This window comes from Tardiphaga sp. 709, from assembly GCF_032401055.1.
Classification (GTDB): Bacteria; Pseudomonadota; Alphaproteobacteria; order Rhizobiales; family Xanthobacteraceae; genus Tardiphaga.
Window position 1 is genome coordinate 1,773,975 of sequence record NZ_CP135529.1, and the last position, 20,621, is coordinate 1,794,595.

At 62.3% G+C, this 20,621-nt stretch carries 19 protein-coding genes; 10 read left to right on the top strand and 9 right to left on the bottom strand.

Features of this window, described 5'->3' with window-relative positions:
* The first annotated feature begins 154 nt into the window (after window positions 1-154).
* The 3 genes from RSO67_RS08950 (at window position 155) to RSO67_RS08960 (ending at window position 5,511) form a co-directional block, all read left to right on the top strand.
* Window positions 155-1,546: an MFS transporter gene (locus RSO67_RS08950; protein ID WP_315843190.1), complete on the top strand. Its 1,392-nt coding sequence runs from the start codon at window positions 155-157 to the stop codon at window positions 1,544-1,546.
* Between the two features lie 198 nt (window positions 1,547-1,744).
* Complete coding sequence (gene glgA, locus RSO67_RS08955) at window positions 1,745-3,166, top strand: glycogen synthase GlgA (RefSeq protein ID WP_315843191.1); 1,422 nt, start codon at window positions 1,745-1,747, stop codon at window positions 3,164-3,166.
* A 131-nt stretch (window positions 3,167-3,297) separates the two neighbouring features.
* Window positions 3,298-5,511, top strand: coding sequence for an SLC26A/SulP transporter family protein (locus RSO67_RS08960; protein WP_315843192.1), 2,214 nt, complete (start codon window positions 3,298-3,300; stop codon window positions 5,509-5,511).
* A gap of 5 nt (window positions 5,512-5,516) precedes the next feature.
* Here RSO67_RS08960 and RSO67_RS08965 read toward each other — a convergent pair whose 3' ends face one another.
* The 6 genes from RSO67_RS08965 to RSO67_RS08990 form a co-directional block, all read right to left on the bottom strand.
* Window positions 5,517-6,272, bottom strand: a complete 756-nt coding sequence (locus tag RSO67_RS08965; RefSeq protein ID WP_315843193.1) for a hypothetical protein — start codon at window positions 6,270-6,272, stop codon at window positions 5,517-5,519.
* Window positions 6,273-6,298: 26 nt separating this feature from the next.
* The gene (locus tag RSO67_RS08970; protein ID WP_315844207.1) at window positions 6,299-7,015 is read right to left on the bottom strand and encodes an ABC transporter ATP-binding protein; all 717 of its coding nucleotides are present in this window, start codon (window positions 7,013-7,015) and stop codon (window positions 6,299-6,301) included.
* 7 nt (window positions 7,016-7,022) lie between these two features.
* Window positions 7,023-7,784, bottom strand: a complete 762-nt coding sequence (locus RSO67_RS08975; RefSeq protein ID WP_315843194.1) for an ABC transporter ATP-binding protein — start codon at window positions 7,782-7,784, stop codon at window positions 7,023-7,025.
* Window positions 7,777-8,727: a branched-chain amino acid ABC transporter permease gene (locus RSO67_RS08980; protein WP_315843195.1), complete on the bottom strand. Its 951-nt coding sequence runs from the start codon at window positions 8,725-8,727 to the stop codon at window positions 7,777-7,779. The genes RSO67_RS08975 and RSO67_RS08980 overlap by 8 nt, the downstream gene beginning before the upstream one ends.
* Window positions 8,724-9,590 (bottom strand): branched-chain amino acid ABC transporter permease, encoded by an 867-nt coding sequence (locus RSO67_RS08985; RefSeq protein WP_315843196.1) that lies wholly within the window; start codon window positions 9,588-9,590, stop codon window positions 8,724-8,726. Before RSO67_RS08985 ends, RSO67_RS08980 begins: the two co-directional genes overlap by 4 nt.
* 80 nt (window positions 9,591-9,670) lie before the next feature.
* The gene (locus tag RSO67_RS08990) at window positions 9,671-10,888 is read right to left on the bottom strand and encodes an amino acid ABC transporter substrate-binding protein (RefSeq protein WP_315843197.1); all 1,218 of its coding nucleotides are present in this window, start codon (window positions 10,886-10,888) and stop codon (window positions 9,671-9,673) included.
* A 158-nt stretch (window positions 10,889-11,046) separates the two neighbouring features.
* Between RSO67_RS08990 and RSO67_RS08995 the strand changes: the two genes are divergently transcribed.
* Entirely contained in the window at window positions 11,047-11,952 is a 906-nt protein-coding gene (locus RSO67_RS08995; protein WP_315843198.1) for a LysR family transcriptional regulator, read from the top strand.
* A gap of 5 nt (window positions 11,953-11,957) precedes the next feature.
* Here RSO67_RS08995 and hutX read toward each other — a convergent pair whose 3' ends face one another.
* From hutX to RSO67_RS09010, 3 genes are all read right to left on the bottom strand, one after another.
* On the bottom strand, window positions 11,958-12,464 hold the full coding sequence (gene hutX / locus RSO67_RS09000) for a heme utilization cystosolic carrier protein HutX (protein WP_315843199.1): 507 nt from the start codon (window positions 12,462-12,464) through the stop codon (window positions 11,958-11,960).
* Between the two features lie 47 nt (window positions 12,465-12,511).
* Entirely contained in the window at window positions 12,512-12,850 is a 339-nt protein-coding gene (locus RSO67_RS09005) for an antibiotic biosynthesis monooxygenase family protein (protein ID WP_068735293.1), read from the bottom strand.
* Between the two features lie 98 nt (window positions 12,851-12,948).
* Window positions 12,949-15,330 carry a TonB-dependent hemoglobin/transferrin/lactoferrin family receptor gene (locus RSO67_RS09010; RefSeq protein WP_315843200.1) on the bottom strand — a complete coding sequence of 794 codons (2,382 nt, stop codon included), beginning with the start codon at window positions 15,328-15,330 and terminating at the stop codon, window positions 12,949-12,951.
* A 255-nt stretch (window positions 15,331-15,585) separates the two neighbouring features.
* On the opposite strand from RSO67_RS09010, the gene hemP reads away from it, so the two are divergent.
* The 6 genes from hemP (at window position 15,586) to RSO67_RS09040 (ending at window position 20,597) form a co-directional block, all read left to right on the top strand.
* Entirely contained in the window at window positions 15,586-15,780 is a 195-nt protein-coding gene (hemP, locus tag RSO67_RS09015; protein WP_116662520.1) for a hemin uptake protein HemP, read from the top strand.
* Window positions 15,777-16,757 carry a hemin ABC transporter substrate-binding protein gene (locus RSO67_RS09020; protein WP_315843201.1) on the top strand — a complete coding sequence of 327 codons (981 nt, stop codon included), beginning with the start codon at window positions 15,777-15,779 and terminating at the stop codon, window positions 16,755-16,757. The genes hemP and RSO67_RS09020 overlap by 4 nt, the downstream gene beginning before the upstream one ends.
* 1 nt (window position 16,758) lies before the next feature.
* Window positions 16,759-17,856, top strand: a complete 1,098-nt coding sequence (locus RSO67_RS09025; RefSeq protein WP_315843202.1) for a FecCD family ABC transporter permease — start codon at window positions 16,759-16,761, stop codon at window positions 17,854-17,856.
* Window positions 17,857-17,861: 5 nt separating this feature from the next.
* Window positions 17,862-18,683, top strand: coding sequence for a heme ABC transporter ATP-binding protein (locus RSO67_RS09030; protein WP_315843203.1), 822 nt, complete (start codon window positions 17,862-17,864; stop codon window positions 18,681-18,683).
* 143 nt (window positions 18,684-18,826) lie between these two features.
* Complete coding sequence (locus tag RSO67_RS09035) at window positions 18,827-19,192, top strand: response regulator (protein WP_315843204.1); 366 nt, start codon at window positions 18,827-18,829, stop codon at window positions 19,190-19,192.
* Between the two features lie 115 nt (window positions 19,193-19,307).
* Complete coding sequence (locus tag RSO67_RS09040) at window positions 19,308-20,597, top strand: amidohydrolase family protein (RefSeq protein WP_315843205.1); 1,290 nt, start codon at window positions 19,308-19,310, stop codon at window positions 20,595-20,597.
* Window positions 20,598-20,621 lie beyond the last annotated feature (24 nt).

Genomic DNA, 20,621 nt, shown 5'->3' on the forward strand with positions numbered 1-20,621 from the left:
CCTAACAGCGATGTGATCAGCCGAAAGCGGATTTTCCGCTGGGAATAAAGATGTGCATATGCCTCATGCAGTTACACGCCTGTAGGGGCAAAGCGAACTATCCTAGATAGCGCGGATCGGCGGCCAGTTCGGCCGCACCCAGGAATCCCCAGCTATGGCAGACGGTATCGCGGCACAGGCTCCCCAGCCGACGGAAGGGCTGACGCCGAGCCAGCAGCGTTGGGCGCGGCTTGCCATCTTTACCGCCCTTGCCATGGCCTCGCTCGATACCGCCATTGCGAATATCGCGCTGCCCTCCATCGCCGCCGACCTGCATGCCACGCCAGCGGATGTGATCTGGGTGGTCAATGTCTACCAGATTGCCATGGTCGCCACGCTGTTGCCGCTCGGCGCGCTGGGCGAGATCGTCGGCCATCAGCGCATCTATCTCGGCGGGCTGATCCTGTTCACGATCGCGTCGGTCGCCTGCGCATTCGCGTGGTCGCTGGACACTTTACTGTTCGCGCGGGTGCTGCAGGGCCTCGGCGCCGCTGGCGCCATGAGCGTCAATGCTGCGCTGGTCCGCGTGGTTTATCCCCCAAGCCATTTCGGCCGCGGGCTCGGTCATAACGCCCTCGTCGTTGCGACGGCCTTCACCCTCGGCCCCACCATCGCCTCGGGCATCCTGTCGGTTGCAACCTGGCCCTGGCTGTTCGCGATCAACCTCCCCTTCGGCCTCGCCGCCATTGTCATCAGCCTGAAGACGCTGCCGAAGACCACACGCGCCACCCATCGTTTCGATTTTCTCGGTGCCCTGCTGACCTCGCTCTGCCTCGGCCTGCTGATCCTCGGCATCGACAGCGCCGCCCATCACACGGCGCCGTCCATTGTCGTCGCCGAACTGGTTGCCGGCCTGTTGTTCGGCTGGCTGCTGCTCCGCCGGCAGGCCGATCACCCTGCGCCCATGCTGCCGATCGACCTGTTTCGCCGCCCATTGTTCGCGCTGTCGGCGGCCACGGCGGTTTGCTCCTTCTCCGTCCAGGGCCTCGCCTTCGTGTCGCTGCCGTTCTATTTCGAAGAAGTTCTGCATCGTTCGGCAGTCGAGACCGGCTTCTTCCTGACGCCCTGGCCGCTGGTCGTCGGCATCATGGCGCCGATCGCCGGCCGGTTGTCGGACCACTATCCCGCCGGGCTTCTTGGCGGTATCGGCATGGCCTTGCTGGGCGCCGGCATGGTGCTGCTGGCCACCCTGCCGCCCGACCCGAGCGTCGCCAATATCGTCTGGCGGATGGTGATCTGCGGCGCCGGCTTCGGCTTCTTCCAGGCCCCGAACATGAAGGCGATCATGTCGAGCGCTCCCGCCGGCCGCAGCGGCGGCGCCAGCGGTATCGTTGCCACCGCCCGGCTGACCGGCCAGAGCATGGGCGCGGCGCTCGCCGCCTTCTGCTTCGGCCTGTTCGGCCATGGCGGCGCGACTTGGGCGCTGGCGCTCGGCGCCGGCTTTGCCGCGCTCGGCTGCGTCATGAGCTTCCTGCGGCTGATCGTCCCGTCGTCACCCAGTCACTGATTTCAGAGATAATTTTGCGAACTCACATTTCTCTTTTGCAATGCCGTATTAAGTGATGTGATATACTGCAGTGCAGAGACAGATATTTTGCAGCGCAAGTAACAAAACTGAGTTCCATTGCCCTTCGGTTCCGTAAGTACCCAAAGACGCTGGACCAGTCTTGTATCCTTGTAGTCGCGGCGGGCACGAGGGCATTTCTTGAGGGTACTGTTCGTCACTCCAGAGATTGACGACTTCATCCGGGTGGGTGGCCTTGCAGCCGTCTCCGCCGCCCTCCCTAGAGCCTTGCGTATCTGGAGCGACGTTCGCATCATCCTTCCCGGCTACCGCGACGTCGTCACGCAGTTTCCTGACATCGAGATCGTCGGCGAATGCCCGGCACTGGCGGAAATGCCCGCCTGCTCGGTTGGCCTCGCCGCGACCAAGGATGGACTGCCGATCTACATTCTGCTGTGCCCGCAGCTCTACGATCGTCCAGGCAATCCCTATGGCGATGCCTGCGGCCGGGACTGGCCGGACAACGACATTCGCTTCGCGCGCTTCGCCTCAGCCGCGGCACTGCTCGCCTCCGGCAAGCTCGACAAGAACTGGTCGGCCGATCTGGTCCACGCCAATGACTGGCAGGCGGCCCTGGTGCCGGCCTATCTCGCCTGGAGCGGGGCGAAGATCCCGACCATCCTGACGATCCACAATCTCGCTTATCAGGGCCTGTTTCCGAAGTCTTCGCTGCGCCGGATCGGTGCACCCGCGGAGTCGTTCCACATCGACGGGCTCGAATTCTACGACAAGCTCTCCTTCCTCAAGGGCGGCCTGATCTATTCGTCGCACCTCACCACAGTGAGCGAGACTTACGCGCGCGAGATCACCACGCCGGAACTCGGTTGCGGGCTGGAAGGCCTGCTGACCAAACGCTCCAACGAGTCGCGTCTGACCGGCATTCTCAACGGCATCGATGAAAGCTGGGATCCGCGCGTCTGCGCGGAGCTCATGAGACCGTTCGGCGCGGGCGACTGGGAAGCCAAACGCGCCAATGCCGACGGGGTACGTCAACAATTTGGGCTCGCGCTCTCCCGCGGGCCCATTTTCGGTTTGGTCGCCCGCCTCGTGCATCAGAAGGGTGTCGACCTCGTATTGTCGGCAGCCGACGCCATCGTGTCCGCCGGCGGACAGATCGTTGTCACCGGACGCGGCGAGACCGAGCTCGAAAATGCGCTGATGGACGCGCATCGCCGTCGCCCCGACGCGATCGGCGTCGCCATCGGCTTCAACGACCGCGAGGCACGGCGCATTTTCGCCGGCAGCGACTTCACGCTGATGCCGTCGCGCTTCGAACCGTGCGGCCTGAGCCAGATGTATGCGCAACGCTTCGGCTCGCTGCCGATCGGCCACCAGACCGGCGGCCTCGCCGAAACCATCGTCGATGGCGAGACCGGTTTCCTGTTCACCCAACCCTCTACCGAGTCATTTTTGGGCGGCATCCTGCGGGCCTTCGCGACCTATGGCTCGAAGGAGCGCCTGAACTCGATGCGCCGCAGCGCCATGTCGAAGTCGTTCAGCTGGAATATTTCTGCTGCCAGCTACAGCGCGCTGTATCGCAAGACGATCGTCGCCGGAGTGTAGCGCGGGAAATCGGGAGGCGCCCCCCCGATCTTGGCTTGCGGATCAGTTCCGTTTCACAATAATGGCGAAAGCTGGCAACAACCATCATCCATGAAGACGTGGCCGGTACCCCCTGTGATGAAGGCCAGCCCGTGCTCAAAGCTTCGCCTCCCGCCGAGCCGCTCGTCGACTGGCGATCGGAAATCAGCGCTGGTCTGATCTCCAGCCTCGTCTGCCTGCCGCTCTGCCTTGCTTGCGGACTGCTGGTGTTTGCGCCGCTCGGCCCCGACTATGTCGCGGCCGGCGCTGCAGCTGGCCTGTATGGCGGCGCCATCGTCGGCCTCGTCGCGGCCGTGGTCGCCACCTCGTCCTATATCGTGACGACGAGCCGCGTCAGCATGGCCCTGGTGCAGGCTGGCCTGACCACGACGCTGGTCAATGACGCGACGCTTGCGAGCCAGCCCGCGATGATCGTGACCGCGATCATGCTGTGTTTGTTCCTGGCCGGGCTGTGGCAGGTCCTGTTCGGACTGCTCGGCCTGACGCGCGCCATCAAATTCGCGCCGCACCCGGTGCTGACCGGCCTGCTCAATGGCGTTGGCATGCTGATCGTGACTTCCCAGTTCAAGCCGTTCTTTGCCGCGCAGACGCTGTGGCCGAACAAGCCCGCGATGCTGGTTTACGTCGTGGCCCTGGCGCTCTTTGTTCTGAACTATCCGGCCATAGCAGCCTGGCTGCGGCTGCCGGACTGGCTGCGGAAGATACCGGGATCGCTTGCAGGCTTCATCGCCGGCACCGCGCTCTACTATCTGATCAGCATCCCGACCGGTCTCGACCTCGGGCCGACCATCGGTGAGATCCATGTCAGCTTCCCGCCGGCAATGCCGCTCGGCGCAGTGTTCGACGGCTCGATCACGCCGGAACTGACCGCCGTGCTTCCGCATGTTGTGCTGGTGTCGCTGGTGCTGGCGATCATCGGCACGGTCGAAACCATGCTGGCGTTTCGCGTGGCGCAGCAGCTCGACGATACGCATATCCACCCGGTACGCGACCTCGCCGCACAAGGCATCGCCAATGCGGCAGCAGCCCTCGGCGGCGGCATCGGCGGATCGGCGATCCCTTCCGTTATTCTGCTCGGCTATCGCATGGGCGGCCGCACGCGCTGGACCGGCATTTTCGTAGCTCTCAGCCTCTTGGCCATCACATTCGCGCTGTCGTCGGTGCTCGCACAGGTGCCGCGCGCGGTGTTCGCCGGCCTGCTTCTGGTGATCGGCATCGTGCTGTTCGATCGCTGGAATCTGCAACTGCTGGCCGATGTCAGACACAAAAGCGAGCCGCAGGTTCGCAGGCACGCCGTCTATAATCTGATCGTCGTCCTCGCGGTGATGGCCGTGACCGTGTTCAGCTCCGTCGTTTCCGGAGTGATCGTCGGCATCATCCTGTCCTGCATCATCTTCGTCATCAATATGAGCCGGCCACTGGTGCGCCGCGCCCATCTCGGCGACACACTGTTCTCCAAGCGCATTCGCTCGGCCGACGATCTCGCGATCCTGCAGCAGACCGGGCAGCAGCGCGCCATCCTGCAGCTCGAAGGCGCGCTGTTCTTCGGCAATGCCGACGACCTCTCGCTCCGCGTCAAGGACTTGTTCAACAGTACGGATATGATCCTGCTCGACATGGGTGCCATCTCCGACCTCGACGTGTCCGGCATCAACGCATTACGAACCCTGCGCCAGAAGGCGACTGAAAAGAAACGGCGACTGATCTACTGCAATGTCCGACCGGTTCATGCCGCCATCATCGGCAACGGGATCGGGCACGACGCGGCATCACCGCCTATGACGCAGGATCTCGACTCCGCACTGGAGTGGATGGAGCAGACCATGCTCGACCGCTCAGCTACGAGGCAGGGGCAAGCGGATGAACTCACGCTCGAGCAGATCGACTTTCTCGATGGCGTCTCCACCAACGAGATGGCCGAACTGACCGCAGTGATGACCAAGCGTGAATTCGCATGCGGCGATACGATCTGCCGCGAGGGTGACGCCGGCGACCGGATGTGGCTGATCCTGAAAGGCAGCGTCAGCGTGCTGCTGCGTACCGACGGGCATCACGAGCGACGCCGCATCGCCGGACTTGGCCGCGGCACGACGGTCGGAGAAATGGCGCTGGTGAAATCGGTGCCACGCTCGGCGACCATCGTCGCTGATGACGAGGTGGTCTGTTACGAATTCCCGCGCGACGGCTTCGACCTGATCCTGAGGAAAAATCCGGTGCTCGCCACCAGGCTGCTGGGCAACCTGGCGCGCGAACTCACCCGACGACTGCGGCAGACCTCGCAGGATCTGCGCGTCAGTCATCACTGAGGCGATTAAACCTCGACCACGCGCTCGACATGCACGCGGCGGCAATCCATCTCATATTCGAGATCGACGACCGGCGGGCGGTTGAAGTGCCAGGTCAGGCCGTTGCGGAACACGCCGCGGCGACCAAGCTCGCTCTCCAGCAGAGCATAGACGTCCCGCACGGTGTAGAGCTGCGCGCCGGTTGTCTGCTCCCAGGTGCCGGAGAATGCGCTCATGCGGCGCTCCATCTCGTCGAGCACGAACTTGGCTTTTTCCAGCATACCCGACGGGCTGATATCGCCGAGGCGTACCGTGTTGTCGCGATAGTCACCTTTGCCCTCAGCCGCTTCGCCGCTGCCGGCGATGACGAAGGAGGTCGGCGCATTCGGCGCGACGGTCGTGAACGAGAAGGCATGGAAGCCAGGCTCCGACGGCGGATCGATCTTCGGACACACATTACTGCGCGCGATCGGATTCACGCGATCCTTCATGATGCGCCACTCTTCGAGGGTCTTGATGTAGATCTCGTTGAAGTCGATGAAACCCTGCTCCGTGAAAGGTGCCGGCGAGCGCAGTTCGCAGGCCGCAAAGGCGGTCAGCGGCCGGCCGGCGGCCTTGATGATCTCGGCAACCCTGGCGAAGCCTTCCTTCAGCGGAACGACTTTGGAGAAACGCACGCGCTCCAGCGCGAAGCCGGGCAGCGCGCCAACGCCGCAGGAATACTGGAACACGCCCGGCATGTAACGGTAGCCGCTATTGGGGGCTTCGACGGTCTCAATCATGTTTGCCTCTTGCGATGAAATCAAAGTCAGTCTTCGAGGACGCCGAGATAGGCGTCGCGAATGATGGGATCGGCCAGCAATTCGGCGCCCTGCCCCGTGCGCACGATGCGGCCCATATCCATGATGTAGGCGTGATGACAGAGGTCGAGCGCCGTGGTGACGTCCTGCTCCACCAGCAGGATCGACATGCCTTCGGAGTTCAACTGGCGCAGCGCCGCAACCAGTTGCTCCACCAGCAGCGGCGACAGACCGAGCGAAAGCTCATCGATCATCAGCAAGCGCGGCGCGCTCATCAAACCGCGGCCGATGGCGCACATCTGCTGCTCGCCGCCGGACAGCGTAGCTGCTGCCTGATTGCGGCGCTCGCGCAGTTTCGGGAAGGTCGTGTAGACGCGATCGAGATCGCGATTGAGCTCGGAGCGGCTGACGCTGCGCGAATAGGCGCCCATCAGGAGATTGTCCTCGATGCTCATGGCACCGAACAGACGGCGCCCTTCCGGCACATGGACGATGCCATGAGCCAGCATCTGCGCCGCAGTCGCCTTCGACAGGTCGACGCCTTCCGAGACATATTTGCCTGAGGTCAGCGGGATCAGCCTGGACAGCGCACGCATCAGCGTGGTCTTGCCGGCGCCGTTGGAGCCGATCAGCGCGGTGATTTCGCCGGAGCGCACCACCATGTCGATGCCCCACAGCACCTGGATTTCGCCATAACCGGCGCAGATCCCATTCAGTTCGAGCATCGGATGATCAGCCACGGGCGGCGTTCCGTTGTGCATATTGCTGGCCCAGATAGGCATCGACGACGGCAGGATCCTTGATGATGTCGCGCGGCGCGCCATCGGCAATCAGCCGTCCGTTATGCAGCACCGCGATGCGGGTGCAGACATTGAGCACGACCTTCATCAGATGTTCGATCATCACGATGGTGATGCCATCGGCGGCGAGTTGGTGGATCAGTTTGGTGGCGCGCTCGACCTCGGCGCTGTTGAGGCCGGCATTGACTTCGTCGAGGAACAGCAGCTTCGGCTTCATCGCCAGCGCCTTGGCCAGTTCGAGCCGCTTGCGCATGGCCAGCGTCAGCGTCGCCGCGGACTGGTCGGCCTGTGCGTCGAGGCCAACGAATGCGAGATGCGCGCGGGCGGCCTCGCGAGCGGACTTCAGGCTCTCGCCCGGCTGCGAGAACAAGGCGGCAGCAGCGACATTGTCGAGCGCCGAAAACTCTGCAAAGGGCTGCACGATCTGAAAGGTGCGCGACAGACCGAGCCGCGCCGACTGATAGGTCTTGATCCGCGTGATGTCGCGGCCATCGAAGGTGACGACACCGGACGATGCCGGCGTGACACCGCAGATGGTGTTGACCAGCGTGGTCTTGCCGGCGCCGTTCGGGCCGATCAGGCCGACCACCTCACCCTTGCTAACCGAGAGCGAGACATCGCTCAGCGCCTTCAGCCCGCTGAAGTTTCGCGAGACGTTGCTCAGATGCAGGATTTCGTGACGGATCTCAGACATGCTTTGCCTTTCGTCCGAACAGCCCGCGCCAGACCTTGCCGGCATGCAGCGATATCAACCCGTGCGGCAGGAACAGCAGCAGCAGGATGATGAGGACGCCGAGCACGCCGGAATGGATCTGGATGTAATTGCGCCAAACCACTTCCTCGAGGCCGAGATAGACAAAGGCGCCACAGACCACGCCAAGCGGTGAGCCAAGGCCGCCCATCAGCGCCATCACGATCGGCTTCACCGAATAGAGGATATCGAACACGTCGGACGGATCGATGTAATGCACCCAGGCCGCATAGAGACCGCCGGCAGCGCCGACGAAACAGGCGGAAAGGCCGAAAGCCACGGCCTTGTAGAGCGTCGAGTTGAGCCCGACCATGTTCGAAGCCGTCTCGTTCTGCCGGATGCAGTTGAGGCCGAAGCCGAGCTTCGACATCGACACCGCGATGACAACGAGCGCGGTGATCAGCAGCAATCCCCACATCGCGTAAAAGAAGAACGTCGCGTCGGACAGCACACTGGAGCCGGACACCAGCGGAATGTTCAGGCCCATGCCGCCGCCTGTGAGGTCGGTGGCGTTGTTGACGAGTTCGCGGAACACTTCGACCAGCGAGAGGCTGGCGATGGCGAAGTAATGGCCGCGGAGGCGAAGCAGCACCGCACCGAGCGCCGCGGCCAACACAAGACAGAGCACCAGCGACCCCAGCAGCGACAGTGTCAGCGGCACGCCCTTGTTCATGAGAATGCCGGTGGTGTAGGCACCTAGCCCGAAGAAGGCCGCCGTCGCGAAGGACGGATAGCCGGCGAAGCCGCCGACGATGTTCCACGACAGCGCGAAGATCGCATACATGCAGGCCATGGTGCCCAAACGCAGCGCATAGGCGTCGCCGAACAGCGGCAGTGCGGCCACGAAGGCAATCAGGACAAGAAGCGCGATATTGGTCCGGGTCATTCAAAACCCTTTCGGCCGAGCAAGCCCTGCGGCCTGACGACAAGGAAAATGATGAGCAGGACGAAGGACAGCGTCACCGCATGGGCCGGGCCGAGATAGACCGAGCCAACGCCTTCAACGAGCGCCAGCAACAGACCACCGGCCAGTGCACCTGACACGCTGCCGAGTCCGCCGAGCACGCAGACCACGAAAGCCTTGCCGAGATAGGCTGATGAGGTCAGCGGCGAGATCGGGAAGATCAGCGCCATCAGCACACCGGCGCAGCCGGCGAGCGCAGCACCAAGACCGAAGGCAGTGGCATAGATCGATTTGACGTCCACCCCCATCAGCACCGCGGCATCGCGGTCGAGCCGGACCGCCACGATGGCGCGGCCGACTTTCGAGCGACGCAGCAGCAGATAGAGCAGGAATGTCAGCGCCAGTGCAGAGGCCGTGGCGATCAGGCGATCGACCGGTACCACCACATCGAAGATCGAGATCGAACCCGTGGGCGGATTGAGGATCAGCTTCCGGTAGTCCGCCTTGAAGTAATAGATCATCGCATTGTTCAGGATCAGATCGAGCCCGAAGGTCAGCGTCAGCGTCACCAGCACCGGCGCGGTGATGACGCGGTTGAGCAGCAGCCGCTGCAGCAGATAGCCGAACACGAAGAAGGCCGGCGCGGCGATCAGCAGCGCATACCAAGGCGACAGCCCGAGCGAATTATAGGCGCCCCAGGCGAGATACGCGCCGAGCACGATGAACGAGCCGTGGATCAGGTTGATGACGTTGAGCACGCCCCAGACCAGCGAGAAACCGATCGCGATACAGGCATAGAGACACCCAAGCACGAGTGCATTGATCAGGACCTGGATGGCCAGCATATCGTTTCCCCGCCGGTCTCAGCAGACTTGCTTGAGCATGATCTTGTCCGAAAACCGGCATCCACTTTTCGGGATCATGCTCAGTTCACGCCGAGCTTGAAGTCGCCCTGCTTGATCGCATCCGGGAACAGCACCACGGGCTTGCCGGCCTGGATCTGGAAGACCGGCGGTTCGAGCGAGTTGATCTGGCCATTGGCGCCGAACTTGACCGGCCCCCAGAAGGTCACGACGTCCATCTTGGCGAGTTCATCACGCACCTTGTCACGGTCCAGCGAGCCGGCCTTTTCGATGGCCATCTGAAACAGCGCGCCGCAGACGGCAGCCGAAGCGTGAGCGTAATCGGGCTCGAGCTTGTATTTGTCCTTGAACAGCTTCACGAAATTGGCCGTGGTGCCGAAAATGTCCTTGCCGTTGTACTGTTCGGCCGGATGCCACCACGAGGCGCTGGAGATGTTCTCGGCGCTCTGGCCGGCGGATTCGATGAATTCCTGATAGGCCGGACCGGCGATCATGGTGACGACATTGGCCTTCATCTGCTGATCGACCATCTGCTTGCGGATCAGCAGGAGATCGTTGGTGTAGCCGGTGACGAACACCCATTGCGGATTCAGCGATTTGATCTGCGACAGGGTCGCGGAGTGATCGAGCGTGTTGATGGCATATTTCTCGAAGTAAACGACTTCGAGACCGTTGGCCTTGGCGGACTTTTCCATCTCCTGCGCAATGGCCAGCGGGAACAGATCGTTACGTGCAAGGATCGCGACCTTCTTGACGTCGGCAGCCTTGGCCTTGACGAGCTGCGTCAGCGGCGTCGTCAGCGTGTCATTCGGCGTGAAGGTGCCGAACAAATACTTGTAGTTCTGGTCGTAGACCTGGGACGACGACGCGGTCGCGGCCAGCATCGGCACCTTGTATTTCTCGGCGATCGTGCTGGCGGCCTTGGCGGCGCCCGAGCCGAACGGGCCGAACATGAAATTCACCTTGTCCTGGGTGATCATCTGTTCGGTGGTCTGCACCGAGCGCGGCGTGTTGGATTGATAGTCCGAATAGACGATCTCGACCTTGTACTTCTTGCCGCCGACATCGATGCCGCCGGCCTTGTTGGCCTGTTCGGCCCAGAGGTCATAGCCCTGCTGCTGCTTCACGGCTTCCGGCGCCAGCGGCCCGGTGATCGGCAACGGTGCGCCGAAGCGGATGACATCTTGGGCCGAGGCCACCGAGGATGTCGCTCCCAGGCCAGCCGCAGCCAGCAGGAGGGATGCGGAAAAAGCCGAGACAGCAAGCCGGGGATGAAACATCCAAATTCTCCATCGATGACGGGACCGTGACCTGATCAAAACTCTGTCAAATTTAGATTTCGAATAAAAGCATTGAATTTCGATGTGAGAGGTCTGAAAATCAGAACGCTAGTCAGGTCCTGCCATCGCGCTGGGCAGCCAGTCGCGAGGGACCAACGATGATCGAATCCACCGCCATTCGCTATTTTCGCGTTGTTACCGAGTCCGGATCGATCAAACAGGCCGCCGCCGCGCTCCGCATCGCCCCCTCCGCCATCAGCCGACAAGTTCAGGGGCTGGAGGAGGAGCTAGCGGTCAAGCTGTTCGAGCGCGGCGCGCGCGGCATGAACCTGACCGATGCCGGCCATGTGCTCTATCGCTATGCAGTCGAGAACCGCAGCCAGCTCGACGGACTGCGCAGCCAGGTCGAGGAATTCGCATCGCTGCGCCGCGGCCAGGTGAAGATCGCCACCGTCGAAGGCATGCTGTCGAGCTTCCTGCCCAACTCCTTCGTCGACCTGTCGCAGCAATATCCGGGGATCACACTATCTGTCACCGCCGTGGGCGCTCGCGATGTGGTCGAGATGGTCAGCCAGAACGAGGTCGATCTCGGCCTGATCTTCGGCCGCGCGCCGCGACGCGACCTGATCGAACTCGGACGCATGCGACAACCGGTCTGCCTGATCGTCGCGCCCACGCATCCGCTCGCCGGCCAAAACTCATACGCGATGAAGGATCTCGCAGGGTTGCGCGTGATCCTTCCGGACCCATCGTTCGGCATTCGTCAGGAACTCGACAAGTCCTGCGCACAGGCCAATGTGCGGCTGGAAATGTGCAGCGAGACCAACTCGCTGGCCTTCACCCAGACCGTGGCTGCCCGCACCGACCTTGCGACCTTCCTGCCGATGGTCTCGGCGACGGCGGCCATCAATGCCGGCACACTGGTCGCCATACCGCCGCGCGACCGCAGACTGGAGTCAACCCAGGTGACTCTGGTGCAATCGGCCGCGCGCATGGCATCGCCCTCAACGCGACTGGTTGCCGAAATGTTGGTGGCGCAGATGAAGGACAACGAGGAAGGATAGACGCCTTAAGCAGCGAGCTTTCCGGCCAGCGCGCGGAACCGTTCGAGCTGGTCCTGCTTCAGCGCACGGGTCTCGTCGCGGCCCACGAAGACCTTGAACATGACGCCACCATCGACATTGAGAAAGGCGACGAAGGCCGACGACTTGCCCATGAATGGGCGTTCGACAAACGCCACGCCGCCGCAGCGCTCATGACGCAGATGGCCGTGCAGCCCCTTGGGCTGCGTCAGATTGTAGTAGCCGTGGCCGATGGCGCCCGGCGACAGCGGCGCCGTGGTTTCGAAGATGCCATCCTCGGTGTGAACGATCAGCGTCACCTCGCCCCACTCGGCGATATCCGTCATCGCCGTGACGAACGCATCGGCGCCACCGCCGATGGTCACCATTTCCGAAGGCAGCGCTTCCAACACGGCACGCGCCGTGACGTTGCGCTCCCGCGCAACGGTCTCGATCACGGCGCCGGGATTCTCCGCCATATAGGTCTTCAGCGCGGCGAGATCCGTATTCAGCATGAGATGGCTCCGTGATCGATCATTGATGTGAGACGCAGTGCCTGCGATCAGGCCGCAGCGCTCTTGCGGCGCTCGGACTGGATCACTTCGAAACCCTCGAACTTGGGGTGACCGAGATAGAGGCTGGCGCCTTCCGACTTGTTGTCCGCGCGGGCATGCGCCTTGCGGAACTGCTCGGACTTGGTCCAGCCCTCGAAGTCCGCCTTGCTGGCCCAGACCGTATGCGACGAATACAGCGTGTGATCCTCGGCCACCGGACCCTTCAGCAGGCTGAACTCGATGAAGCCCGGCAATTCCGAGAGATAGGATTCGCGGGTCGCCCAGATATTCTCGAAAGCGGCTTCGGATCCGGTTTTGACCTGAAAGCGGTTCATGGCGATGAACATGGATGTCTTTCCTTTCGTGACGTCGAGAACCTATCATAACCGAAATCGCGCCCGGACATGAGCGCGATTCCTTGGAGGCTGGTGGATGCAGATGGCGATTATGCGCCGCCGAAATGCACCTTGATGCCACCCTTGTAAACGATGCCCGGACCAGGGGCGGTCCACAACGCGTCGTTCTGCGTTGTGCCATCGCTGGTCGACCCGGGAATGGCATAGGGGCGGTAATACTGGTTCAGGATGTTGTCGACCCCGAAATTCAACGTGATGTCCTGCGTCGGCTGATAGGCGACGTAGAGATTGACGAGGTCGTAGGAGGTCGATGGCACATACCCGGCCGGGATATCGGTATTGGCCGCGACCGAAGCCCACTGAGCCGAGATTGTCAGCTTGCGATCGAGCAGGCGGACGCCACCGGTGGTCGTGATCTTGCGCGGCTGAATCGTCGCAAGGCCGACATTGGTCTGCGTGTTTTTTCCGCTTTGAACTGTCGCGCCGACGCCCAGGAACCACAGGCCGGCGTCATAGGCCGTCTCGGCTTCGAAGCCCTCGATCTTGGCATTGGCGATGTTTTGGTACTGATAGAAGTTGCTATTGAGGATGCTGCCCGGGCGCCCCATGAAGACATAGTTGACGAGAACTGGCGTAGAGGCGACGAGGTCGATGTAGTCGTCAACGTCGTTGCGGAAGAAGTTAAACTTGGCGCGGAAACTGTCGCCCGACGTAAAGACGTCGTTGTATTTCAGATTGATGCCGACTTCCTTGTTCTTGCCGACTTCTGCCCGGAGGTTCGGGTTCGGCAAGAAGCAGAACAGGCCAGCGGTACCATCAGCACAGGTGACGAAAGTCGGTCCGCCGCCGGAAGCGTGGCCACCTGCGATGAGCGTTTCACTAATGGATGGTGCACGATAACCCTCCGCATAGCTCACATAGGGCGTAAAGCCCGCTACCGGCGTCACGCCGAGTGTGATCTTGGGCGACAGGCGCTCACCGCTGGATGAAACATTGTTAACACCCACGGCTGTTCCGCTTGAATTGAGCTCATAGTGGTCATAGCGCAGCGCGCCTATGACTTCGAGCCAACTCGAATAGTTAGACTTGAGCTGGACGAAGCCACCGGAGACCGTACGATCGCCGCTCGGCGTGGTGATGTTGGAGTTTCCACGCGAGTCGAAAGTTTTTACCTTGTCGTTGAAGACGTCGAAGCCATAGGTCACAGCATTGCGCCATCCGCCGACATCGAAACGCGAGGTGTTGTTGACGTCGACGCCGAATGTATCCAGCAAGTAGCCGCGCTGATCGCCAACGCAACCAGAAATATTGTTACCGGCGCTACCAGGGCCGCAAAGCGCGGCGCCGGCTGTCGAATAGTGATAGGTCTTGGTCTGATCGTTGTCGACGCGATTGCCGTAAAGCGAGACGTTGAAATCGAACAGCATGTCCTCTGGACGCGCGTATTTCCACGTCACCGTACCGGTATAGTTCTTTGCATTGGAGGCGTAGACGGACGAACCTTGATTCAGAGCGACCAGGGCCGGCGTTGTAGTTGGACCACGATTCAACTGACCAATCGTGTAGCTGTAGTCTTGGAACAGGCCGCCGAACTTCACCTCATGGCCGTCGGCGGGGCGAACCGTAACTTTCATCAGGCCCGCAGCGATATCGTTACCTGTATTGCCGATCTCGGTACCGGCACCATCCTTGTAGTTGCCCTGGGTCCGGTAGACTGCACCGCCGAACACATCGACCGTCGGGTCGACGCGCACGCCGCCGAACACGGAGCCGAGACCGCGATTGTTGTTGGAGCCGTAGGAGCCGCTCATATCCACGCCCCAGCGCTCACCGGGCCGCAGGACGTCATTGATATCCTTGGTGCGGAACGAGGCCACGCCGCCGATAGCGCCGGAGCCGTAGATATTGGCGGTCGGACCGCGGGTGATATCGATGCCGCCAATCAGTTCGGGGTCCAGAAAGAACGAGCCATTCGCATTATGACCGGAGCGCTGATAGTTCTGGCGCGCACCATCGACCACAACTGCGACACGGCCGAAGTCCTGCAAACCGCGGATATTGATGGCCGTGGACGGATCATCGCCACGATCCTGCATCCAGACACCAGGAACATTGTAGAAAAGCTGGCTCAGCCGGCTCGGCTGCTGCAGCTGGATCTGCTCCTGCGTCACGACGCTGACCGGGGCCAGCGCATCGATGGCGCGCTCCTGGGTCTTCGAAGCCGTCACCGTGATTTCATCGAGGGACTGGCCGCTGCGGCTGGCCTGCGCATTGGCGTTAGCTACCTGCGCCGGCACGGCTGCCGGCTTGGCGGCTGCGCGCTTCTTCTTGGCTGGTTTCGGCTTCTGCGGCTGCACGTCGCCTGCCTGCGCGGCGGCCTGTGCCAAGGCGGTCTCGGAGACCAACGCCCCCAACGATACGATCGACACACCCAACAACAAGGCGCGCGTAGTTATGCCCCCAAGAGCCATAGCCTAATCCCCAAACACAAATTTCAACGGATCGTGGCTGGCTGGCGCTGCGCGAGGCAGGGAGCTTGCTGGCTTTCGAATGCGACTCGGGGACCCCTGCCACCAAGTTGCCATTTTCGATTACGGTTCATTAACGGGGGGGTCAAGCAATCCCCGCCCTGTTTATACTGATTATAGACTGCAGTGCTTGGCGATGAGGTGCGACAAAACCTATAACGATGACAGAGACTTTCACGGATGGGATAGATCGGCGCTATGGATACGGGTTCTCACGACGGCAGCGCTGCCGCTCACGCCAAATCCTCAGCCGGGCGCAATGTGGTCGTAAATGGCGACCGGATGGACAGCAAGGAGCTGTTCGCGGATCAGCGTGAGTTGCTGATTACGCATGGCGACGAGACTTATCGCCTGCGCCTGACGTTCCAGAACAAGCTGATCCTCACCAAATGACCACCGGCCTCCCTGTTCGACGTCATCGCATCGCGCATGCGCTGCAATGTGTAGCGCTTGCCGGCACGCTGGCATTCTCTGCCGCGGCCTCAGCGGAAGACGCCGTTGTGCGCGACGCACGTGGACGCGACGTCACCATCGGCCATCCGACCCGCATCGTCTCAATCGGCGGCGCGGTAACCGAAATTCTTTATGCTCTCGGCGCTGACGACCGCATCGTCGCCGTCGATACGACCAGCCTGTATCCGCCGAAGGCCATGGCCGACAAACCCAATGTCGGTTACATGCGCCAGCTTTCGGCGGAAGGCGTACTCGGGCTCAATCCGCAGCTTGTGCTGGCCATCGCGGGCTCCGGCCCGAAAGAAACCATCGACGTCATCGACGCCGCCAAGATACCGCTGATCATGGTGCCGGATACGTTTACCGAAGCCGGCATGGTGGAGAAGATCAGGCTGGTCGCCAAGGTCGCAGGCGTCGAGGCACGCGGCGAATGTCTCGCCAACGCCGTGGCCAGCGATCTTGCCGCACTGCGTGAATTGCGCGCCAAGGTGAAAGCCCCGCCACGGGTGATGTTCGTGATGTCCTTCCTCGATGGCCGCGCCATGGTCGCAGGCCAGAAGACGGCAGCCAACGAAATCATCAAGCTGGCCGGCGGTTTGAATGTCGCGGACAGTTTCGACGGCTACAAGATCATGAGCGATGAAGCCATCGCCGCAGCCAAGCCGGATACCGTGCTCTCGATGGAGCGCGGCAAGGATACGCTACAGGCCGACACCGTGTTTGCCAGCCCGGCATTCGCACTGACACCCGCCGCGAAGACCAAGAATCTGGTCGCCATGGACGGCCTCTATCTGCTCGGCTTCGGCCCACGCACGGCAGCTGCCGCGCGCGACCTTGCCGTGAAGCTCGATCCGGCACTGACCGCTGACGCAGCCTCGTTCAAGCCCGCCTCGCTCGCCGTCAACTGTCGTCAATAAGATGACTGCTGCCGACGCCAAGCTGACTGCGTTTGTCAGAACGAGGGGCCGGGTGCGCCGCCCTGCAACCATCGTTGTCCTGTGCGGCCTGTTCGCAGCACTCCTGCTGACGGTGCTGCTTGCCGCCACGCTTGGCGCCGCCGGCATCCCACTGTCCCGCCTGCCCGCAGCACTCGGCCTCGCGGCTGCCGATCCCGCCAATCCATTTGCTGCGCGCGATCAACTGATCCTGTGGTCGATACGGATTCCGCGCATTGCCATCGCCGCCATGATCGGCGGCATGCTGGGCGCCGCCGGCGCGATCATGCAGGGCCTGTTTCGCAACCCCCTCGCCGATCCGGCGCTGGTCGGCGTCTCCAGCGGCGGGGCATTTGCTGCAGCGGGCGCCATCGTCATCAGCGACAGCCGCTTTGCGCATTACGTTGCTTTTCTGCAGCCGTTCCTGCTGCCGCTTGCGGCCTTCATCGGCTCGCTGCTCACCACCATCATTCTTTATCGAATTTCCAGCCGCAGCGGACGCACCTCCATCGCGCTGTTCCTGCTCGCCGGCATTGCTATCGCCGCGATCGCTAATGCGGGCATCGGCCTTCTGGTGTTCATCGCCGACGACCGGCAATTGCGCGACATCACGTTCTGGCTGCTCGGCTCGCTCAGCGGCGCGACCTGGAGCAAGGCGGCGACGATTGCGCCCATGCTGGCGCTGGGGCTGATCGGGATGCTCTTCACCAGCCGCGGCCTCGACGTGCTGATCCTCGGCGAATCCGAGGCCTTCCATTCCGGCGTCCATGTCGAGCGCCTCAAGCGCATCTGCATCGTGCTGGTGTCGGTCATGACCGGCGCGGCGGTATCGGTCTGCGGCGTGATCGGCTTCGTCGGCATCGTCGTGCCACACCTGCTACGGCTGATGATTGGACCGGGTCATCGGCTGTTACTGCCGGCATCCGTCGGTCTCGGCGCCAGCCTGCTGGTCGGAGCCGATACGCTCGCCCGCACCATCGTGGCGCCGGCCGAGATGCCCATCGGCATCCTGACTGCCGCCGTGGGCGCGCCGATCTTCCTGCTGATCCTGCTGCGTCAGCGCGGGCTGGTGGGGCTGTGACGTCAATGGCCGACACACCCGTCCTCACAGCATCCGGCATCTCGCTGATCATCGGCCAGGCCACGCTGCTCAATCATGTCGATCTCGCCATCACAAGCGGCGAGATGGTCGCCATTGTCGGCCCCAACGGCGCCGGGAAGTCGACGCTGCTGCGCCTGCTCTCGGCCGATCTGCGTGCGTCGCGCGGCGCCATCACGCTGAAAGGCCGCGACCTCCACGCCTGGTCGCCCGCCGAACTGGCGATGCGGCGCGCGATGCTGTCGCAACATGTTAGTGTGAGCTTTCCATTCACGGTCGAGGAAGTCGTGCAGATGGGTCGGGGCAACCAGCCGCTGGCTTCTGCGCAATCGCTCGTCAATGCCGCCATCGATGAAGTGGGACTTGGCGACTTCCGCCACCGCGAATTGACGACGCTCTCCGGCGGCGAGCAGCAGCGGGCGCATTTCGCGCGCATCCTCGTGCAGCTCGCCTGCGGCGAAGCTGCGCATGGTCCTGGAATCCTGCTGCTCGACGAGCCCACATCATCGCTCGATCTGCGTCACCAGATCGAACTGGTCGAAATTTCGCGGCAGCGTGCGCGCAACGGCACCGCTGTGATCGCGGTGCTGCACGATCTCAATCTCGCAGTTCGGTTTGCAGATCGCATCATCGTGATGCGCAACGGCGCCGTTGCAGCGGAAGGAACGCCGGCGGAAACGATCACCAGCGATGTGATCCGCCGCGTGTTCGATATCGACGTCGTGGTTGCACGCACCGACGATGGTGCGCCCTATTTGCTACCGCAGATGATGCAACAGATTGCAAACTCAACATCCGTAACGGCTTGACTGCAGCTCTGCAGAGCGCATCATCATGTTCAAGCATGCATGTGCACGAGTAACATTGTTGCTCACGGGAACTCGCTTTTATCTGAACTCCCGATCAACTGATGCATTGCCTTCCTGTCGCAACAAACCACGGAGATTTCCCCATGGGTCATGCACACAGGTCAACAGCGCTGGTCGTCGAGAACGACGAAGCACAACGCACACTGGTCAGCCTGCTGCTCGAAGAGAGCGAGATGAACGTCATCGAATGCGAAAGCGCGGAGGCGGCCGTACTGGTGCTGGAGGAATCCGGCGACAATGTTGCAATGGTCTTTACCGACGTGGAACTCGCGGGCATGATGGACGGCATAGAGCTCGCTTATCTCGCCAAGCAACGCTACCCCGATATGCATGTGATCGTGACCTCAGGTGCACCTCGCGTGCGCCGCCTGCCCGACGGCACACTGTTCATGGCCAAGCCATGGAGCCCGATCGATCTGCTCCGCGCCGCACAACAATCGTTTCACTGATACAGGTCAAATCGGTCCGCGCGGACCGGCGGATGCCGCCCGCGTGGAACCGTCTTGCATTGCTGCAGCGCAACGTCGATAATTCGGCGATCACACCTGCCGCAGCAAGGGTTTCATGCCGTTCGACCTCCTCATTCGCAACGCCACGCTTCCCGACGGCCGCACGGGCCAGGATATCGCCATTAAAGGGGGCCGCATCGTCGCGGTGCAGCCCAATCTGGCGGGAGAGGCCGGACGTGTGATCGATGCCGCCGGGCATCTGGTCTCGCCGCCCTTCGTCGACATCCACTTCCATATGGACGCGACGCTGTCGCTCGGCCTGCCGCGGCTGAATGTGTCCGGCACCCTGCTCGAGGGCATCGCGCTGTGGGGCGAGTTGAAGCCACACCTCACCTATGAGGCACTGGTCGAACGCGCGCTGCGCTATTGCGATCTCGCGGTGGCACAGGGGCTGCTGGCGGTGCGTACCCATGTAGATATCTGCGACGACCGGCTGCTGGCTGTCGATGCGCTACTCGACGTCAAGAAGCAGGTCGCTCCCTATCTCGATCTCGAATTGGTGGCGTTCCCGCAGGACGGCTATTTCCGCTCTCCGACGGCTGCGCAAAATCTCGCCCGTGCCCTCGACAAGGGCGTTAGCATCGTCGGCGGCATTCCGCATTTCGAGCGCACCATGGCGGATGGTGCCGCATCGGTGAAGGTACTCTGCGAGATCGCTGCTGCGCGCGGCCTGCGCGTCGACATGCATTGCGACGAAAGCGACGATCCGCTCTCACGCCATATCGAGACGCTGGCCTATGAAACCCAGCGGTTGGGATTGCAGGGCCGCGTTGCCGGCTCGCACCTGACCTCGATGCATTCGATGGACAACTACTATGTCTCGAAACTGCTGCCCCTGATCGCCGAAGCCGGCGTCGCGGCCATTGCCAATCCGCTGATCAACATCGTGCTGCAGGGCCGCCACGACAGTTACCCCAAGCGCCGCGGCCAGACCCGCGTTCCGGAGATGCGATCTCACGGAATAAATGTGGCATTCGGCCAGGACTGCTGCATGGACCCGTGGTACTCGCTGGGCTCGGCAGACATGCTCGAAGTCGCGCATATGGGCCTGCATGTCGGACAGATGACCAGCCGCGATGCGATGCGTTTCTGCTTCGATTCGGTCACCACCAATCCGGCAAAGATCATGGGCCTCGATGGCTACGGCCTCGATGTCGGCTGCAACGGCGACCTCGTGCTGCTGCAGGCGCACGATCCCATCGAAGCGATCCGCCTGAAGGCAACGCGGCTCGCGGTCGTGCGCCGCGGCAAGGTGATCGCCGAAACGCCCGCGCGGATCGGCCGGCTTGCGCTCGATGGCCGCCCGACATCGGTCGATCCGGCCGCCTACGCGCCGCCGACTTGATCTCTCGACCCCCTCCCTCGCATC

What these genes read in the sequence shown, in the direction of transcription:
- RSO67_RS08950 (WP_315843190.1), top strand. Translation starts at nt 155, where the DNA reads ATGGCAGACGGTATCGCGGCACAGGCTCCCCAGCCGACGGAAGGGCTG.
- RSO67_RS08965 (WP_315843193.1), bottom strand. Translation starts at nt 6,272, where the DNA reads ATGATTGAGACCGTCGAAGCCCCCAATAGCGGCTACCGTTACATGCCG.
- RSO67_RS08970 (WP_315844207.1), bottom strand. Translation starts at nt 7,015, where the DNA reads ATGCTCGAACTGAATGGGATCTGCGCCGGTTATGGCGAAATCCAGGTG.
- RSO67_RS08975 (WP_315843194.1), bottom strand. Translation starts at nt 7,784, where the DNA reads ATGTCTGAGATCCGTCACGAAATCCTGCATCTGAGCAACGTCTCGCGA.
- RSO67_RS08980 (WP_315843195.1), bottom strand. Translation starts at nt 8,727, where the DNA reads ATGACCCGGACCAATATCGCGCTTCTTGTCCTGATTGCCTTCGTGGCC.
- RSO67_RS08985 (WP_315843196.1), bottom strand. Translation starts at nt 9,590, where the DNA reads ATGCTGGCCATCCAGGTCCTGATCAATGCACTCGTGCTTGGGTGTCTC.
- RSO67_RS08990 (WP_315843197.1), bottom strand. Translation starts at nt 10,888, where the DNA reads ATGTTTCATCCCCGGCTTGCTGTCTCGGCTTTTTCCGCATCCCTCCTG.
- RSO67_RS08995 (WP_315843198.1), top strand. Translation starts at nt 11,047, where the DNA reads ATGATCGAATCCACCGCCATTCGCTATTTTCGCGTTGTTACCGAGTCC.
- hutX (WP_315843199.1), bottom strand. Translation starts at nt 12,464, where the DNA reads ATGCTGAATACGGATCTCGCCGCGCTGAAGACCTATATGGCGGAGAAT.
- RSO67_RS09005 (WP_068735293.1), bottom strand. Translation starts at nt 12,850, where the DNA reads ATGTTCATCGCCATGAACCGCTTTCAGGTCAAAACCGGATCCGAAGCC.
- RSO67_RS09010 (WP_315843200.1), bottom strand. Translation starts at nt 15,330, where the DNA reads ATGGCTCTTGGGGGCATAACTACGCGCGCCTTGTTGTTGGGTGTGTCG.
- hemP (WP_116662520.1), top strand. Translation starts at nt 15,586, where the DNA reads ATGGATACGGGTTCTCACGACGGCAGCGCTGCCGCTCACGCCAAATCC.
- RSO67_RS09020 (WP_315843201.1), top strand. Translation starts at nt 15,777, where the DNA reads ATGACCACCGGCCTCCCTGTTCGACGTCATCGCATCGCGCATGCGCTG.
- RSO67_RS09025 (WP_315843202.1), top strand. Translation starts at nt 16,759, where the DNA reads ATGACTGCTGCCGACGCCAAGCTGACTGCGTTTGTCAGAACGAGGGGC.
- RSO67_RS09030 (WP_315843203.1), top strand. Translation starts at nt 17,862, where the DNA reads ATGGCCGACACACCCGTCCTCACAGCATCCGGCATCTCGCTGATCATC.
- RSO67_RS09035 (WP_315843204.1), top strand. Translation starts at nt 18,827, where the DNA reads ATGGGTCATGCACACAGGTCAACAGCGCTGGTCGTCGAGAACGACGAA.
- RSO67_RS09040 (WP_315843205.1), top strand. Translation starts at nt 19,308, where the DNA reads ATGCCGTTCGACCTCCTCATTCGCAACGCCACGCTTCCCGACGGCCGC.